Raw genomic sequence first — 17,017 nt, forward strand, 5'->3', positions numbered from 1 at the left:
TAGAAATTATTTACTCACAACTTGCATCCTTTGAGTTATCATGGTCATACCATCTCCGCGCATGATTACGGCGGAAACCCATTGATTGCCAGGAGTAGCTGGTGCGCGTCCCTCCTTAAAAAGTCCACCAGATGTAAGTAATTCTAGCTCCACAGGTGTGGGGTTAAGATATTTGTTTGCTTGAATTGGTTCTTCTAGAGCTGCTCCTAGTATGTAATCTTCACCTAGTGGCTCTTGAACGATCGCATCAAAATTATACTGTTGACCGACTTTTACTTGAGTTGGTAACTTGAGTTCAATTTGGGGTGGTTTATTTCCTGAGGTAAGTTGTGTACGTTCAGATATAATGTCTTGGCGGACAATTTTTCCGCCAACAATGCGCTGACGCGATGTAATACTAGCGTTCATCGCCAAGTTATTACTCTTAGGAGAGGGTGAACCAGTTATATTAGTTACTGTGTCGGCAATAATCGCGTTGCCTTCAGACTTCCAGGATTGTACTTGTGTGTTGTACTTCAATTGGGGATAGCGCTGCCACAGTGAAATGAGGGCTTTTTCCATTGTCTGGAGATTTAATCCATCTCCATGAGTAAAATTGTTGGCGTAGAACTGCAACACCCCTTTGACATTTCTTTGGCTTGCTGCTGCATCAACTTGTGCCAACAAGTTTCTCAAATCGGCGGGTATAGTTGTTGTGGTATTAGTTTGAGCTAATTGCTGTGGTGTCTTGGCTTGAGCTTGATCCACATTGACTAAACCAATTGTGAGGCACAATAAAATGAGAAAGCTGTTGGGCTTTGGTACGTGTCTTAGTAGTAAGGTAGTAAGGTTAGACATTGTTGAGTGGCAATTTGGCGACAGTTGGTAAGAATTTGTTTTATCTTAGTTAATCTAGGTGCTGATAGGGTAGAGGCTTGATGACACACGCTCCGATACGATTATTAATAGCTGCTAGTGGTACTGGTGGACACTTATTTCCGGCGATCGCACTGGCGGAAAAATTGCCAGATTATCAAATAGAATGGCTTGGTGTCCCCAATCGACTAGAAACTCAGCTTGTTCCCCAGCAGTATCCATTGAATACTATTGCAGTTGAGGGGTTCCAGCAAAAATTGGGACTTTCATCTTTGCGCGTTTTGGGGGGACTAATCGGTTCGATTCTCAAAGTTAGAAAACTCCTCCAACAAGGAAAATTTCAAGGGGTATTTACAACTGGGGGTTATATAGCAAGTCCTGCTATAATTGCCGCACGTTCTTTAGGTTTACCTGTAATTCTCCACGAGTCCAACGCTTTACCTGGTAAAGTAACACGTTTTTTTGGTCCTTGGTGTAATGCAGTGGCGGTGGGATTTGAGGTAGCAGCTTCATACTTAAAGGGCGCTAAAACAGTTTATACGGGTACTCCAGTACGTTCGGAATTTTTGGCAGCAGGAATTGAAGCATCCCTAGATTTGCCGATTCCTGAAGGTGTTCCCTTGATTGTGGTATTTGGTGGTAGTCAGGGGGCTGTTGGTATTAATAAGTTGGTACGCGAGTCCGCTACAGCTTGGTTTGAGGCAGGTGCTTGGGTTGTGCATCTAACTGGGGATAGAGATCCTGATGCGGATAGTTTAAAACATCCGCAGTATATAGCGCTACCATTTTACAATAACATGGCGGCATTGTTGCGCAGATCTAATTTAGCGATTAGTCGTTCTGGCGCTGGTAGTTTGACGGAGTTGGCTGTGTGTGGAACTCCAGCAATTTTGATCCCTTACCCGTTTGCCGCCGAAGATCATCAAACATACAATGCTAAGGTTTTTACTTCGGTAGGTGCGGCGTTGTTGTTTCAACAGTCCGAGTTAACAAACCAGGTGTTGCAAGATAAGGTATTGAGTTTATTACAATCAACCGTAGAATTACGTAAGATGGGAGAGGCGGCACAGGCGATCGCACTTCCTGATAGTGCCGAGAAGTTGGCGCAGTTAGTACGTGAGGTGTTACACTAACCGGGATTGAACTAATGTCAAATTATCATGTGCAGCATAATACTGCACAATCAAATCTACTATGAACAAAGAACGCTAGACCAGTCTTGATGTCCTCTACCTGGTTGACACTTGTATTGTTCACCTACCCAAATAATTTCCCATTTATTTTGCTTGCGTTTCAATTCGATCCGATATCTTATTCCACGCACTGAATCATCAGCCAAACCTACAATAGTGTGTAAGATTGTAGCTGTTTCTGCAAAAGGAAATCCTTCAGGATATTCAACTGAAATTTCCTCAGAAAATCTTCCCTCTTCTTCGTCTTCCTCATGACGAAACAATTGTACAGCTACTGCCTTTGGAGTAGAAACTCTAATCCGGTGAGAAGAGATAAATTCTTGTACATCAATTGCCTGAAAATCTGCTCGTGGATCAATTTTTTGTAATGCCGTGTTTAATTTAGACCAAGTTTTCTCCCCTACAATACCATCAGCAACTAGTTGTTGTGACTTTTGAAAGTTAATGACAGCTTCTTTCGTTTTTGCTCCAAAAATGCCGTCAACAATACCTGAGTAAAAATTGAGTTTTTTCAAACCTTCTTGTAGCTTGGTGACTTCCGCACCTTTTGAGCCTTCCTTAAGTACAACAGAAGTAGCGTTCATAGTTTGTCCTGTCTTGAAAAGTTGCTAATTGAACTTCATGTTTTGTTTTACATACTTAAAATCACTTTTGAATTTACCCATTCCGGACGCACAAGTATAAAAATTGAAAATTTTTCGGACATGCCAGTTTGACAAACTACGCGCAATCCAAGCAGCAAAGCGCAGTACTGGGTTGTCTGCACTCCCAGCGGTGGTGCTAAGTCGGTGCGACTCGAACTCAATCATAACTGGAAAGAGTCTTTAAGCGATGAAGAGTTGATTCATAAAATTAAACAGCAACTTGAAGAATAGATTTACTCTAAACGCTGTTCTTCTTCATCCAACCAAATTTCTGCTAAAAGCGATAAACCAATTAGCCAAAAAAAGCAAAAGCCTAAAAATATAAACATTCCTACCATCACTATCACCTCGAATATAATACGATCGCTTTCTTTTCTCTATCACTTAAGAAGAGTGAGCACAGAACGCAATGGCAAAACAGCTTCTTTACCTAGACAGCTTAATTTAAATTATTTACTTAAGGCTGTTGACTCTGCCTTTGAAGCTTTTTAGCTTCAATTACTAAATTAACATCCCAAATGTTAGTATTTAAGAATGCAACTAATCTTTACTTTAAAAAAAGTATTTGTAAAGGTTTGTAATGGAGAACATCTACATCCTTCCATCTGGCACACTAAAGACTTTGTATTGATGTCGTTACTATGACTAAATTACTATTAAATATTGAAGATTGTTAACTGGATGAAAATAATTTAATTTTTCAGCAAATTTAGCGCAAATGACAACTGCTATGGCTTGACGAAAGCAGAACAGTCAAGAGAAACTAGTGCAAACAAACGTTGCAGTGTATCTTAAACTGGGGTTTTGATTATGACCATTCCGCTAACTTGTCAAAATTACATTGCAGGTGAATGGTTGAGTGCGGTATCGGCAGAAACTTTGCCCAGCAGCAACCCCGCTAATAGCCGTGAAATAGTTGCTACCTTCCCTCGCTCCGCAACTGCTGATGTTGATGCTGCCATAGCTGCCGCTCGTCAAGCTTACCGTACTTGGCGACTCGTTCCCGCCCCAGCAAGGGCAGAATACATCTTTCGCGTTGGTGAACTTTTACTCCAGCATAAAGAAGAACTTGCTCAGTTGATGAGTCGGGAAATGGGTAAACCCCTGGCAGAAGCACGGGGAGATGTACAAGAAGGGATTGATTGCGCTTATTACAGTGCAGGAGAAGGGCGGCGATTATTCGGGCAAACTACTCCTTCAGAAATGCCCAATAAGTTTGCCATGACGATGCGGATGCCAATTGGAGTTTGCGCTTTGATTACTCCGTGGAATTTCCCAGTGGCGATTCCTTGTTGGAAAGCTATGCCGGCATTAGTTTGTGGTAATACTGTGATCCTTAAACCATCTGAAGATACCCCAGCTTGTGCAACTAAACTAATTGAGATTTTTCACGCTGCGGGTTTGCCAAAAGGAGTGGTTAACTTAGTACATGGTTTGGGCGAAGAGGCAGGGAAAGCTTTAGTTGAACACAGTAATGTTGATTTGGTGTCTTTTACAGGTTCGTCGGAAACTGGTGCTTTTGTTGGGGCAACTTGTGGGCGTACTCACAAACGTGTTTGTTTGGAGATGGGTGGCAAAAATGCCCAAATTGTGATGGAAGATGCCGATTTGGAACTAGCTCTTGAAGGTGCTGTTTGGGGTGCTTTTGGTACTTCTGGGCAACGATGTACTGCTACTAGTCGTCTGATTTTGCACCGCGATATTAAAGAGAAGTTTACTCATATGCTGAAGGAGCGTACTGGTAAGTTACGTTTGGGTGCTGGTACTGATCCTAATACTGATGTGGGACCATTGGTAAATGCTTCTCAACTTGAGCGTGTAAGTAGGTATGTGGAGATTGGGCGGGAGGAAGGCGCAAAGGTTTTATTGGGGGGAGCGGTGGCAAGTGAGGGGGATTTGCAACACGGTTTCTTTTTTCACCCAACTATTCTTGATGATGTAACTCCGCAGATGCGGGTGGCGCGTGAGGAAATTTTTGGTCCTGTTGTGGTTTTGATTGAGGTAGGCTCTTTTGAGGAGGCGATCGCTATCCTTAATGATACGCCTTTTGGTCTTTCTTCTTCGATTTATACTCGTGATGTGAGTCGTGCTTTTGCTGCTATGCGCGATATTGAGGCTGGTATTACTTATATTAATGGTCCGACGATTGGTGCTGAGGTGCATTTGCCTTTTGGTGGTGTTAAGCAAACTGGTAATGGGCATCGTGAGGCTGGTGGAGCAATCGATGTTTTTACGGAGTGGAAGGCTGTGTATGTTGATTTTTCGGGGAGTTTGCAGCGTGCGCAGATTGATAATCGGGAGTGATAAACCGCCAAGAGCGCCAAGAAGAAGATACCTGTAAATTTATCGAAAATTTGGATGTGTAATATACAGTTTTAGTTTTTTGGTAGTCGTAAGTTTATGGGAATAGAAAAAGTATGTTTTATACTACTTCGCTTTTATGGTACTAGACCTGCGTCAATCCAAAATCGGCATTCCTAAATCTCAACTTTCTTTGCCTCGTGTGCCTCGGATTGTAACTTCGTTGCCTGGACCATTGGCTCGTGATATAGTGAAACGCGATCACGCTGTGACTTCTCCTTCTTATACTCGTGACTATCCTTTGGTGGTGGCTCGTGGTGAGGGTTGTATGGTGGAGGATGTGGATGGTAATGTGTTTTTGGATCTGACGGCGGGTATTGCTGTTACTGCTACTGGGCACGCGCATCCTGATGTTGTGCAGGCTATTCAAGCTCAAGCTGGTAATTTGCTGCATATGTCGGGAACTGATTTTTACTATGAGCCAATGGTGGATTTGGCGGAGATGTTGGCTTTGCGTGTTCCTTTTCCTGATGGTGCAAGGGTGTTTTTTACTAATTCTGGGGCGGAGTCTAATGAGGGGGCAATTAAGCTGGCTAGGTATTATACTGGACGTTCTCTGATTGTGGCTTTTTTGGGAGCATTTCACGGACGCACTTATGGGGCGATGTCTTTGACTGGTTCTAAAACTGTGCAAAGAGCTAAGTTTGGTCCTTTGTTACCAGGGGTGACGCATGTTCCCTACGGTACTCACTCTGGTTTGGATTATTTGGAGCAACAACTTTTTTCTACTACTTTACCACCTAATGAGGTGGCGGCGATTGTAGTTGAGCCAATTCAAGGGGAGGGCGGTTATATTGTGCCGGAGGATGGGTTTTTACAGCGCATCAGAGATATATGCGATCGCCACGGCATTTTGATGGTTGTTGATGAAGTACAATCTGGGATGGGGCGCACTGGGCGTTTGTTTGCGATTGAGCATTGGGGTGTGATGCCTGATATCATTACTACTGCTAAAGGGATCGCTAGTGGACTACCTTTAGGAGCAATTCTCTCTCGTCCTGAATTGATGACTTGGCAACCCGGTTCTCATGCTACCACTTTCGGCGGTAATCCTGTTGCTTGTGCTGCGGGTATTGCGACTTTGCAACTACTGGAAAGTGGTTTGATGGCAAACGCTACTGAGATGGGCGAATTATTACAAGCTGGTTTGCTTCGCTTATCTCAACAATTTCCTCTTTCGCCACCCCGTGGTAAAGGCTTGATGGTGGCGGTAGATATATTAGATAATGAGGGTAAGTTACGCGATCGCCTGATCAAAGAAGCTTTCTTGCGCGGTTTATTGCTGCTTGGTTGCGGTAAAGCTGCAATTCGCTTTTGTCCACCTTTGGTAATTGATAGTGACCAAATTCAAATTGCCCTAGATATTATATCAGATATTTTCAACAATATGTGAAAAAACCTCACGCTAATGTAGAGACGCGAAATTTCGCGTCTCTACAGCGTATTTGTGTGAGGTTATATTAGTCTTGTGGCAACAATAGAAATCATATGAACCCCGAAATCGCCCGTCACCTTTTCTCATTGCTTTGGCAAGATTACACTGCTAGGGTAAGTTACGCTCACACCTATGAGCAAATGATTGTAGGTGCGGGTGGCTGTGTGAAGAACGATCATATTGCTTTTCGGTCTTTACGTATGATGGTGGATAGTCCACAGGGTAAGGTTAATTTGGGGATTGAGTACCTGGGGCAACTTGCTTTATCTTTTGGTTATGAGGCGGTTGGGGAGTATACTTTTGCTGAAACTCATCTTTTTGCCCGTCACTATCGTCATCCGCAGCAGGAGAAATTTGACTTGCCCAAGTTGTTTATTAGTGAGTTAATTGTAGATGAATTGCCAGATGCGATCGCTCAACTTATCCATCAAACAGTAGCAGGCGAAAATTTACTCAATATCTCCGCAATTTTACATACATTTAAGACTGACGCTAAACGTTTGACTAAAGAACTCCATAAAATCTTTAGCCGCCCTTGGCAACCTCCTCGACAATCCATTTTAGAAGAAGTTAATAAATATACTCAATATGGTGCATGGGTTTTGCTGCACGGTTTCTCTGTCAATCACTTCACGGGCTACGTCAATAGTCAAAATACTCCTGAATACCCAGATATAGAAACTACTGCCTGTGGTTTAGCTAAGCTGAGTGTACCGATGAAAGCAGAAATTGAAGGGGATGTTAACTGTGGTTTGCGGCAAACGGCAACGCAAGCAGTGACGGAAATTGTCACGGTATTAGATGATTCTACTGGTGCAGAAATTCAAATCCCTTGGACTTACGCTTATTATGAAATTGCCCAGCGCTATATGGTAGAAGTAGAACCTGGTAAACAAGTACTTTTTGATGGTTTTTTGGGTAAGAATGCTCAACAGTTATTTGAAATGACACGGGTATCTAAGTAGCAGAAAGTAAAGCTTCTGTAATTCGTGGCAATAACTCCATAGAAGCTACTACAAATTTTGAATTTGGCGGCAAATCAACTGTCATTCCTTTCAAAATCATGATCGATCTATTTGCCATCTTATAACGTGTAGAATCTTGAAGATTGATCCTTGCTTCTGCAATAATTTTTATTTGCTCTAAAGCTTCAACCTTGTCTTCAGTAGACAGATTTGAATCTTCTTCAATAGTCTTTTTAAGCAAGATCAATAGTTCCTTAAAAGAATAAAGCTAGCTATTGAAATAAAAACTACAAGCGGATTGGTTGGCGGCATAAAGTCTCTATAATAGCTTGGGTTTGAAGCTGCATTATAATGTCAACTAAAAAAAAGATTTTAGCTTACTTTACCTTTGAATGCCGCTTCCGTCACACCACCGCATTATACACAGTATCTACTGAGCTTAGGAAGTATCTAATGCGGCGTTGATGGTATTAACTACCGTAGACGAAGAAAAAGCACCACTCGAAGCAAGGTACTTACTTGAGCGTTCCGCTGTGAAACAGCCGGAAACAGCAAATAGCGCCATAATTGAGTTAGTGACGACAATCATGGTGTACAAATTTGAACAATTAAGCCGCCGGGAGGTAGAATTGATGTTAGGAATTACACTAAAAGAAACGCGAGTTTACAGAGAAATTAAGGCAGAAGGACGAGAGGAGGCAGAACAGAGAGAACGAGCGCTGATTCTTCGTCAACTAACTCGACGGGTAGGAGAATTACCTCAAGATGTGCGTCAGCACATGGAAACTCTGTCCCTAGAAAAGTTAGAAAATCTTGGTGAAGCACTGTTAGATTTTCAGGGAATGGCTGATTTACTCTCTTGGCTAGAAGCACTTGGGGGTTAGTATAGATACCCGACTTTTTAAAAAAGTCGGGTATCTTAACATGGGTAAATGCGATCACCTGCTTTTACAACATAATTGATCACAAATACCTAATTACTCTCTTTTTCTTGAATTGCTTTTTGCCCCACACCAATAACCGAACCACTACCACCAAATACAGAACCAGTTATACCGCGTCGAAAACGAGAACTAACTGAATTAAGAGTAATATTAGGTAAGGGAACATAGCCAACTTGTAACACAATATTTGCATTTTCTGGTGCTACATAGAAGTTAGTAAAAGCCTTAACTTCTGGGCGATTAGCTGCCGATTTCTTCACATAAATAAATACTGGACGCGAAAGTGGTTGATAACTAGAATCAGAAATTGTTGTTGGGCTAGGCTTTGTACAACCGTAACCATTGTCAACAGCGACTAGCTTTAACTTATCTCTATTTGCTATATAATAAGCATAGCCAAAAAAGCCCAATCCATTGCGATCGCCTGAAACACCTTTAACTAAAGCAGTATCATCTTCACTCTTGGTATAATCACCTCGACTTTTACCTTCTTCACCGACTACTGCTAAAGTAAAATAGTCGTAAGTACCTGATTTAGGATCGGGACCATAAAGTTTCAATGGTTGATTGGGAAAACTAGAACGAATTTGGTTCCAACTACTAACTTTACCTTGAGCACCTGGTTCCCACATTTTTCTCAGTTCATCTATTTTGAGACAATCAACAAAATTGTTTTGTTGATTGGCTACAACCGAAATACCATCAAAGGCAACAGGCATCTCAATATATTCTATGTTATTCTTTTGGCAAACCTGTTGTTCTAAAGAGTTGATGGGGCGAGAAGCGCCTGTAATATCAGTTTGATTTGTACAGAACTTTTCAAAACCGCCACCAGTACCAGACACTGCAACTGTAAACTGAACTCCTGGATTTTTCATCTTAAATTCCTGTGCCATTGCCTTGGAAACAGGAAACACAGTACTTGAGCCATCTATAATTAAATTGCCTGATAGGTTAGAAACATTACTAGCGTTTTCAGCTACAGTCAATGCTTGGGGAAACTCAGTTGCCTGATATGGCTGCCGATTATTACAAGCAGTAATTCCCATCAGAGCAACTAAAGGTAGAACAGATGCTGTACGCATGTTTTGAAATATCATACGCTCAATTAAACTACAGTTTCTGTACGCAAGGGACGTTCTTCACGAGCATCGGGAATTAATCTTTCCAATAACTGCGCAATCACTGGCAGAAATGCAATTACTACTACTACACCAATCATGTTGAAGATAATTTGTGCATTAGCAATTTGACGCCCAACACCAGCTCCACCAGAAATTGCCAAGACAAGTTGTACCAATAGAGGCGCAAAGAGAATTCCCAGAATGGCACTAACTAAATTAAATAGTAAATGAAACACACCTGTGCGTAAAGCAGGACGCCCACGCCCTATAGTAGCAACTAATGTATCAGCACAAGTTCCGACTTCTGCCCCAAGCATGATGGCAATACCCGCAGGAAGTGATATTAAACCGGAACTTGCCAAGGTGATGACAATAGCAACTGTTGCGGAAGAAGATTGAATGATGATTGTAAAAATTGCCCCGACTATTGCACCTAAAAGCGGGTTTTTACCTAAGGTTTGCATCCAGTCGATAAAAGGCTGATAATTTCTAAATGGTTTCATGGCTTCATCGATCGCCTCTAAACCATAGAACATCAAGCCAAAACCAAGTAAAATTAGACCAAGATTTTTCTGCGTACCTGTTCTACCTACGAATAGTAGTAGCAAACCCGCAAACATCAAGATTGGTACGTAAAGTTCTATATTCAGGGAAATGATTTGCGCACCTACTGCTGTACCAATATTTGAACCCAAAACCACACCTAGAGACTGCACAAATGTCAGCACTCCGGCACTTACCATCGCAATCACCATAATAATAGTGACTGATGATGATTCTAGTAGAGTTGTGGCAACGGCTCCTGTCAAAACTCCGGCAAAACGATTAGTCGTCCACTTCGAGAGCAGACTCTTCATCCTATCTGTACCTAAATCTTCTAGCCCTTCAGAGAGTTTAGTCACACCGTATATGAACAAAACTAAACCTGCAACTGCCCCCATTGCCATTTTGAAAAAATTCACACCATCCTTTTTTTCTTCTGATGCTTCCTCTGAAGCTGGAGGAGGGGGAGCTTGAGCAATTTCCAGTTTGATATCCCTTGTATTAGAAGTAGTCTGAGCATTTGCACTCATCTCTACAGAAGACTGCGCAAATGGCACATCAGGCTTGAGTATAGCTGGATAAACAATCAAAGTTAAAACGAAAAAGGCTACACTCAAACATTTAAGTATTTTTTGATTAAATCTCTTTGCAATGAACACAACTGCTCCTCAAAGTAGATGTATTTTACTTGCCTTAAACTATGCAAATGTGCATAGACACACTATTGCCACAAATGCACATAAAAACTCTTCAAAAAAATGCTATCACTCTTTGAATACTTATGTTCTTAATAATTTGTAGTTAAATTAATAAAATTAACTTTCTATTAAAGATTAATTAAGAAACTTTTATGTTTAATCACTACAGATTTTTCAGTAATAAATCATCTGGATGTGGTATCTAAATATAGTTTTTACTGGAATGTACTACACTACTCGTCTAGATGAAGTCGTGGGTAATGTGGCAAAACACCATCTCAACACTATCTATCCTTCAGTGTGGAATCGAGGTCACACCTTACATCCTAGTCCAATTGCTGAGCAGGCGGGAGGGTTATTACGCGATCCTCGTGCTTCATTACCACTACTACCTTTTGGTGATGTGCTATCTGGATTAGTTCAACAAGCACATCGTCAACACTTGCGTTTGATCCCTTGGTTTGAGTATGGTTTAATGATTCCTGTGAATAGTGCGATCGCCAAGTCGCATCCAGACTGGCTTACTGTAACTCAAAGTGGTGAAAAAACCAAGGATTTTGCTGGATGGCTGAACCCGTTTCATCCAGAAGTGCAGCAGTTTATTGTCAATTTAATCGTAGATGTGGCAAAACGCTATCCCATTGATGGTATTCAGTTAGATGACCACTTTGGTTTACCGATTGAATTTGGTTACGATGTTTATACAACTAAACTTTATCAAAAAGAATACGGACGTAAACCACCGTCAAATCCTGCTAATGCCCAATGGATGGCTTGGCGGGCAGAAAAGCTCACTCAGTTGATGCGCAAAATTACTTTATCAGTTAAAGCTGTTCGTCCACGAGCAGTGGTATCTTTATCTCCAAATTCACCTGATTTTGCTTATAGCAAATACTTACAAGACTGGAGGAGTTGGGTAAGACTCGGCTTGCTAGATGAAGTTGTCGTACAAGTTTACCGTCAAGATTTAGCATCCTTCAAATCTGAGTTATACAACGGTGGATTCTACAGTTTACAAAATCTTGTACCCGTAAGTATTGGTCTTTATACTGGACCATTTTTAGGAGCTAAGTCAATTCAAAGATTGCAAAAAGAAGTAAAAGCTGTACAGGCAGCTTCTTATTCTGGGGTGTCATTCTTTAGTTGGGAAACTACACTATGGTTATTTAAAAAAAGTCCAGCGCAGGCAGTGGAGAAAGTTTTTGTGGAGTTGTTTCAAAATTGAATGAATAGGTTTGTTATGAATATTATTGTAGAAACCGAAAGATTAATTTTGCGTGAGTTTACCGAAAAAGATGTTGACAATTTATTTGCACTAGATAGTCAACCAGAAATATTGCGTTGGGGTAATGGAGGTAACCCAACAAATTACGAAACCATTAAAAATCAGTCTTTGCCCAAGATGATTAAATACTACGAAAAATATGAACATTATGGTATTTGGGCGGCAATTGAAAAGCAAACTAATGAATTTATCGGTTGGTTTCACTTCTATCCAGCTACAGAAAGTAGATTTGGTGTGGAATTAAAAATCGTAACAGATGAGGAAATTGCTCTCGGATATCGATTACATCCCCACAAATGGGGTAAAGGATATGCTACTGAAGGTTCACAGATATTAGTGTTCAAAGGATTTAAAGAATGGGATGTACAAAAAGTAGTTAGTTGGACTTTACTAGATAATCAACGTTCTATTAAAGTCATGAAAAAAGTTGGTTTGCAGTATGAAAAAGAGTTTTCATTTACCGAAAGTCAACTACCAAATCTCACAGCATCTGAACGCAAAGCAGTTAAATATGCTTTGCATAAAGTATAGCAATTCTATTTCATTTACAAACACGCTCTTAGGCTCAGATCCCCGACTTCTTAAAGAAGTCGGGGATCTTGTTGGGATTTGTTGTTGTTTACGGCAGTGTTTAAGCCCATTAAAGTAAGGTACACTCAAGAGTATCCGCTTGAACGTAGTTTTGTTGCATGTCTCGTTGGTTCAACATTGCCGGTCCTTGCCAAGACGATATCCACTATATGCTATCGCCAACAGCGCGTTTGCCAGATGTAGAGGAGCTAATTCAACAGCGTAGTTACTTTGTAGTTCATGCACCTCGGCAAACAGGTAAAACAACCACGATGCTAGCGCTAGCAAAACAGCTGACAGAAAGTGGGCGCTACACAGCAGTCATGGTATCAGCAGAAGTAGGCAGCGCATTTAATCATGATATCGGTGCAGCGGAACTCGCAATGTTGGGAACATGGCGCGATACAATTGAAGTCCGATTGCCCAAGGAGTTGCAGCCACCGATTTGGAATCAAGAAGAACCAGGACGGAGAATTCGAGCTTCTTTACAGATTTGGGCGCAAGCTTCGTCCCGACCTTTGGTAATATTTATAGATGAAATTGATTCGCTAGAAAATGATGTCCTAATTTCGGTTCTGCGCCAGTTACGCGACGGCTATCCCAACCGTCCCAATAATTTTCCTTTATCTGTAGGGTTGATTGGTTTACGTGATGTGCGCGATTATAAGGTTGCATCAGGTGGTAGCGATAGATTAAATACGGCTAGTCCCTTTAATATTAAAGTTAGTTCCCTAACACTGAGAAATTTTTACGCCACAGAGGTGCAAGAATTATATCAACAGCATACTGAAGATACTGGGCAAGTTTTCTCTCAATTGGCAAAAGTAACAGCTTTTGATTTAACTCAGGGACAACCTTGGTTAGTAAATGCTCTTGCCAAAGAAATTGTCGAAAAAATGGTAAAAGATAGAAGTATCGACATTACTCATGAACATATATTAAAAGCTAAAGAAATTTTAATTACTCGTCAAGATACACATTTAGACTCACTGGCAGAAAAACTTCGAGAACAACGAGTCAAAAACATTATTGAACCGATGCTAGCTGGACTTGCGCTAGGTGACACTCCTGCTGATGATCGACAATATTTAATTGATTTAGGATTGTTGCGACGCGATCCTACCGCAGGATTGGTAATCGCTAATCCCATTTATCGCGAGGTTATTCCCCGTCTTTTAGTGCAAGGTACTCAGGATAGTTTACCTTACATTAGCCCTAGTTGGTTGACGGACTCTGGAGAGCTAAACATTGATGCTTTACTACAAGCATTTATGAAGTTTTGGCTTCAGCATGGTGAACCACTATTAGGTAGTACTGGGTATCATGAAGTTGCCCCTCACATAGTACTAATGGCATTTTTACATCGCGTCGTCAATGGTGGTGGAACCTTAGAGCGGGAATATGCAATCGGCAGCGATCGTATGGATTTATGTTTAAGATATGGTTCTACTACTTTAGGCATTGAATTAAAAGTATGGCGCGAGAAAAAAGGCGATCCTCAAAATGAAGGTATTGAACAATTGGATTCATACTTAGCGCGATTGGGATTAGATTTTGGTTGGTTATTTGTGTTTGACAGACGTAAAAAAGCACCACCGATAGAAGAACGTTTATCAACCCAAATTATGACCACAAAAAATCAACGTTTTATTACTGTTATTCGTGCTTAGCTTTGATATGTAGTCAAGTAGTAAGTGTAACGGTTAATATTGTCTTGACTATTTTGGAGAAAAATTATGGCGGATGTTATTGATTACAAAATCTACGGTTCTGACTTGCAATTAGTTGAGGTAGAACTAGATCCAGCGGAAGGAGTGCGGGCAGAAGTTGGTACAATGATTTTCATGGAACAGGGCATCGAAATGCAAACTGGTACAGGTGGTGGTTTGTTTAAAGGCTTCAAACGGATGTTAACTGGAGAAAGTTTTTTCATCTCAACTTTTGTTAATGGCGGTACTCGTAAAGCACGGGTGGGATTTGCAGCTCCCTATCCTGGCAAAATTATCCCAGTAGATTTAGCTAAGTTGGGGGGGACGATTTTCTGTCAGAAAGACTCTTTCTTGTGCGCTGCTAAGGGGACGGAAATTGATGTTGCCTTTACCAAACGACTGGGAGCAGGCTTATTTGGTGGAGAGGGTTTTATCCTCCAGAAACTGCATGGGGACGGAATGGTTTTTGTCCATGCGGGTGGAACTTTGATTGAAAAAATATTGAGTGCAGGAGAAGTTTTGCGGGTTGATACTGGTTGTATAGTGGCTTTTACTCCTACAGTTAGCTATGATATTCAATTTATTGGTGGTTTTCGGAATGCCTTATTTGGTGGTGAAGGTTTGTTTCTAGCGAAGTTGACTGGACCTGGAATTGTGTATCTACAAAGTTTACCACTTTCTAAACTGGCAGAGAGGATTGGTGCAGTCACCCAATCAATTTCAGCAGGTGGCTAATGTTACAACGTCCAAGCTAAAATTTACGACTGCTGTTGTGTCCATTTTTCCTATAGCACAACAGCTCAGTTACCTCACAAACACTATCTGCTCCACGAGTCCATTTAACAAGCGAGCATATTCCGTAAACTGTCGCATAAACGGTGACTGAAATCCCAGCACAATATCCGATTTTGGAACTCCTGCTGCAACCAAATCTGCTGCAATATCATCCTCTGTACCATTCCAAGTAGCGCCAAATCTTTCCACCTTTAATGTCAATATGTATGATACAACTATGAACCCAATCCTGCCCCTGCCAACCTATATGCACTATTTGGTAATGATCTCGCTCTGTATCAAAAATCTTTTCAACCTCAATATCGACCTAAGCCGATTTTTGCTTACCATACTCTAAAAGCATTTGTTGCACCTTCTGGCGGTATTGCTCTAGTTTTGACCTTCGACAATTACAAAGATGCTCTACATCATAAATAATCATTTTGACTTGATTTTCCTCTACCATCGCTTTTGGGAAATCAAGTTGAAAAAACACTATATAAAATATACACGCAGTAACGTCGAAGGCGATCGCAATCGCGCCAACTGCGCCGAGCAAAAAATAATCTCAGATTAATTTTTTCTGGAACTACTAGTACAAACACGCATTGAAAAAATTTTTCATCAGGAATGCTTTGTATTAGTTGTAGATTTTGTCACTATCGGGGGTGATTCCCAAAGTGCAAGTCACCAAGGTTGAAACAATTATCTTGACACAGCGTTAAGATATATGATACTCTGCGCAAAAGAACACTGTTAGCACGCGCAACCCCTTCAAAGCGTTGCAAAAAACGATTTAAGTACAACTACAAAGCAGGTTAAAGATACGGTAAAAAGCTCACTGTTGGTGCGGAAGACAGTGAGGATCTGCTGTTATACAATTAAGCTACAGATGTAGACAAGTCTAATTTTGTTTACAATTTAAAATTGTAGTTTTTTATACTAAAAACCACAAGTCCAGGAGTAACGCGGTGTCAGCAGCAGTTTTGATCATTGACTTTCATGAAATTCAGCAAGTCCGGCAAAGAAAAGTCAGTCCGTCGAAACTTGACAAAATTGCTGTCGGACTACGTGAAACAGCAAATCTTGTCAAACTTGAATGGAGTAATTTCTCCCCTGAAAGCCGGGAAAGGCTAAAAGAACTTGCATATAAATTGATTGAGCGACCTTCGGGGCTGCCTAATTTGTGGATCGGTATTCGTGTAAAAGCATATATGTTGTTTATAAAAGCAACCAATCAAACAGCAGCATTTTGTTCTTGCATTGAAGCTTTAGACATGCTAGTTGATAACATTTTGGATGCTATTGAGCGCGAAGACCCTAGCTATCAAGCGGTTTTATCTGATACTCTAGAACAACTGTACTCAAAAAAAGTACAGGGTGAGGAGTTAAAACCGGAGGAAACCCGTGAGTGGTTGCGAAATTTATCAGCTCAGGCACTTAGAGAGGTTTAATAATAGCTTTAAAAAGGTAATTAAAAACCATTACCGTAAAAATGAGAGAGCCAGGAATTCTTTTTTGGAGTTAGTTGAGGATATCATAGCTCAACTCCGTGAGAACCCAGGCTCTCATCCATCTTCAGAGGATGAAGGCTTTCCAAAAGGATGTTATCAACCAGTTTTTAAATTCAGGAAAATTAAATTTGGGATGCCTGAATTACAAGGCGCAGCCGAATGTGGTCGTCTAATGTACGTAATTCATGAAGAGCAATGTATTGTTTATTTACTTTGGGTATACACCCACGCAGAATTCCCTAAAAGACCATCAGACGACGACTTGAGAAGGGAGTTTACAACTATTCAACAAACAGCAGAACAAGCTGAAATGTGAAAATTCTATTCCTATTCCATCGAATATACAACTAATTAACTGTTCCAAAATGGTTGAGGCGTTTTAACGAGAGAAACGCCTTTTGTC

At 41.0% G+C, this 17,017-nt stretch carries 15 protein-coding genes and 2 pseudogenes; 11 read left to right on the forward strand and 6 right to left on the reverse strand.

Going from position 1 to position 17,017, the window contains the following annotated elements:
* Positions 1 to 6: 6 nt before the first annotated feature.
* A complete protein-coding gene (locus ICL16_RS31570; protein WP_190835545.1) occupies positions 7 to 837 on the reverse strand; it encodes a nuclear transport factor 2 family protein in 831 nt (276 codons plus the stop codon).
* A gap of 80 nt (positions 838 to 917) precedes the next feature.
* Between ICL16_RS31570 and murG the strand changes: the two genes are divergently transcribed.
* A complete protein-coding gene (gene murG / locus ICL16_RS31575) occupies positions 918 to 1,988 on the forward strand; it encodes an undecaprenyldiphospho-muramoylpentapeptide beta-N-acetylglucosaminyltransferase (protein WP_190835546.1) in 1,071 nt (356 codons plus the stop codon).
* A gap of 59 nt (positions 1,989 to 2,047) precedes the next feature.
* Here murG and ICL16_RS31580 read toward each other — a convergent pair whose 3' ends face one another.
* Positions 2,048 to 2,632, reverse strand: a complete 585-nt coding sequence (locus ICL16_RS31580; RefSeq protein WP_190835547.1) for a peptidoglycan-binding domain-containing protein — start codon at positions 2,630 to 2,632, stop codon at positions 2,048 to 2,050.
* 870 nt (positions 2,633 to 3,502) lie between these two features.
* On the opposite strand from ICL16_RS31580, the gene ICL16_RS31585 reads away from it, so the two are divergent.
* The 3 genes from ICL16_RS31585 (at position 3,503) to ICL16_RS31595 (ending at position 7,453) form a co-directional block, all read left to right on the forward strand.
* Positions 3,503 to 4,996, forward strand: coding sequence for an aldehyde dehydrogenase family protein (locus ICL16_RS31585; RefSeq protein ID WP_190835548.1), 1,494 nt, complete (start codon positions 3,503 to 3,505; stop codon positions 4,994 to 4,996).
* A 136-nt stretch (positions 4,997 to 5,132) separates the two neighbouring features.
* Positions 5,133 to 6,446, forward strand: coding sequence for an acetyl ornithine aminotransferase family protein (locus tag ICL16_RS31590; RefSeq protein ID WP_190835549.1), 1,314 nt, complete (start codon positions 5,133 to 5,135; stop codon positions 6,444 to 6,446).
* 95 nt (positions 6,447 to 6,541) lie between these two features.
* On the forward strand, positions 6,542 to 7,453 hold the full coding sequence (locus ICL16_RS31595) for a DUF1338 domain-containing protein (protein ID WP_190835550.1): 912 nt from the start codon (positions 6,542 to 6,544) through the stop codon (positions 7,451 to 7,453).
* Here the strand turns inward: ICL16_RS31595 and ICL16_RS31600 are convergent.
* On the reverse strand, positions 7,446 to 7,694 hold the full coding sequence (locus ICL16_RS31600; protein WP_190835551.1) for a hypothetical protein: 249 nt from the start codon (positions 7,692 to 7,694) through the stop codon (positions 7,446 to 7,448). The two genes, ICL16_RS31595 and ICL16_RS31600, sit on opposite strands and share 8 nt — an antisense overlap.
* Positions 7,695 to 7,911: 217 nt before the next feature.
* On the opposite strand from ICL16_RS31600, the pseudogene ICL16_RS31605 reads away from it, so the two are divergent.
* Positions 7,912 to 8,337: pseudogene (locus tag ICL16_RS31605) on the forward strand (DUF4351 domain-containing protein); the annotation flags it as partial.
* Positions 8,338 to 8,426: 89 nt separating this feature from the next.
* Here the strand turns inward: ICL16_RS31605 and ICL16_RS31610 are convergent.
* Together ICL16_RS31610 and ICL16_RS31615 are read right to left on the reverse strand one after the other, a co-directional pair.
* The gene (locus ICL16_RS31610; protein ID WP_238361043.1) at positions 8,427 to 9,482 is read right to left on the reverse strand and encodes a PstS family phosphate ABC transporter substrate-binding protein; all 1,056 of its coding nucleotides are present in this window, start codon (positions 9,480 to 9,482) and stop codon (positions 8,427 to 8,429) included.
* A 23-nt stretch (positions 9,483 to 9,505) separates the two neighbouring features.
* Positions 9,506 to 10,723: a Na/Pi symporter gene (locus tag ICL16_RS31615; RefSeq protein WP_190835554.1), complete on the reverse strand. Its 1,218-nt coding sequence runs from the start codon at positions 10,721 to 10,723 to the stop codon at positions 9,506 to 9,508.
* A 232-nt stretch (positions 10,724 to 10,955) separates the two neighbouring features.
* On the opposite strand from ICL16_RS31615, the gene ICL16_RS31620 reads away from it, so the two are divergent.
* The 4 genes from ICL16_RS31620 (at position 10,956) to ICL16_RS31635 (ending at position 15,061) form a co-directional block, all read left to right on the forward strand.
* On the forward strand, positions 10,956 to 11,987 hold the full coding sequence (locus tag ICL16_RS31620; RefSeq protein ID WP_190835555.1) for a glycoside hydrolase family 10-like protein: 1,032 nt from the start codon (positions 10,956 to 10,958) through the stop codon (positions 11,985 to 11,987).
* A 15-nt stretch (positions 11,988 to 12,002) separates the two neighbouring features.
* Entirely contained in the window at positions 12,003 to 12,578 is a 576-nt protein-coding gene (locus ICL16_RS31625; RefSeq protein WP_190835556.1) for a GNAT family N-acetyltransferase, read from the forward strand.
* Positions 12,579 to 12,736: 158 nt separating this feature from the next.
* Entirely contained in the window at positions 12,737 to 14,287 is a 1,551-nt protein-coding gene (locus ICL16_RS31630; protein ID WP_190835557.1) for an ATP-binding protein, read from the forward strand.
* A 66-nt stretch (positions 14,288 to 14,353) separates the two neighbouring features.
* Entirely contained in the window at positions 14,354 to 15,061 is a 708-nt protein-coding gene (locus ICL16_RS31635) for a TIGR00266 family protein (RefSeq protein WP_190835558.1), read from the forward strand.
* Positions 15,062 to 15,130: 69 nt separating this feature from the next.
* Here ICL16_RS31635 and ICL16_RS31640 read toward each other — a convergent pair.
* Positions 15,131 to 15,542, reverse strand: a pseudogene (locus tag ICL16_RS31640) (element excision factor XisI family protein).
* Positions 15,543 to 16,071: 529 nt separating this feature from the next.
* On the opposite strand from ICL16_RS31640, the gene ICL16_RS31650 reads away from it, so the two are divergent.
* Positions 16,072 to 16,554, forward strand: coding sequence for a hypothetical protein (locus ICL16_RS31650; RefSeq protein WP_190835559.1), 483 nt, complete (start codon positions 16,072 to 16,074; stop codon positions 16,552 to 16,554).
* A gap of 64 nt (positions 16,555 to 16,618) precedes the next feature.
* A complete protein-coding gene (locus tag ICL16_RS31655; protein WP_202895817.1) occupies positions 16,619 to 16,930 on the forward strand; it encodes a hypothetical protein in 312 nt (103 codons plus the stop codon).
* Positions 16,931 to 17,017 lie beyond the last annotated feature (87 nt).

This window comes from Iningainema tapete BLCC-T55 (genome assembly GCF_014698965.1).
GTDB classification, from domain to species: Bacteria; Cyanobacteriota; Cyanobacteriia; order Cyanobacteriales; family Nostocaceae; genus Iningainema; species Iningainema tapete.

Bases quoted from the DNA above. Each gene is read 5' to 3' on its own strand.
- ICL16_RS31585 (WP_190835548.1), top strand. From the start codon at position 3,503: ATGACCATTCCGCTAACTTGTCAAAATTACATTGCAGGTGAATGGTTG.
- ICL16_RS31590 (WP_190835549.1), top strand. From the start codon at position 5,133: ATGGTACTAGACCTGCGTCAATCCAAAATCGGCATTCCTAAATCTCAA.
- ICL16_RS31625 (WP_190835556.1), top strand. From the start codon at position 12,003: ATGAATATTATTGTAGAAACCGAAAGATTAATTTTGCGTGAGTTTACC.
- ICL16_RS31580 (WP_190835547.1), bottom strand. From the start codon at position 2,632: ATGAACGCTACTTCTGTTGTACTTAAGGAAGGCTCAAAAGGTGCGGAA.
- ICL16_RS31570 (WP_190835545.1), bottom strand. From the start codon at position 837: ATGTCTAACCTTACTACCTTACTACTAAGACACGTACCAAAGCCCAAC.
- ICL16_RS31595 (WP_190835550.1), top strand. From the start codon at position 6,542: ATGAACCCCGAAATCGCCCGTCACCTTTTCTCATTGCTTTGGCAAGAT.
- ICL16_RS31630 (WP_190835557.1), top strand. From the start codon at position 12,737: ATGTCTCGTTGGTTCAACATTGCCGGTCCTTGCCAAGACGATATCCAC.
- ICL16_RS31620 (WP_190835555.1), top strand. From the start codon at position 10,956: ATGTGGTATCTAAATATAGTTTTTACTGGAATGTACTACACTACTCGT.
- ICL16_RS31635 (WP_190835558.1), top strand. From the start codon at position 14,354: ATGGCGGATGTTATTGATTACAAAATCTACGGTTCTGACTTGCAATTA.
- murG (WP_190835546.1), top strand. From the start codon at position 918: ATGACACACGCTCCGATACGATTATTAATAGCTGCTAGTGGTACTGGT.
- ICL16_RS31610 (WP_238361043.1), bottom strand. From the start codon at position 9,482: ATGCGTACAGCATCTGTTCTACCTTTAGTTGCTCTGATGGGAATTACT.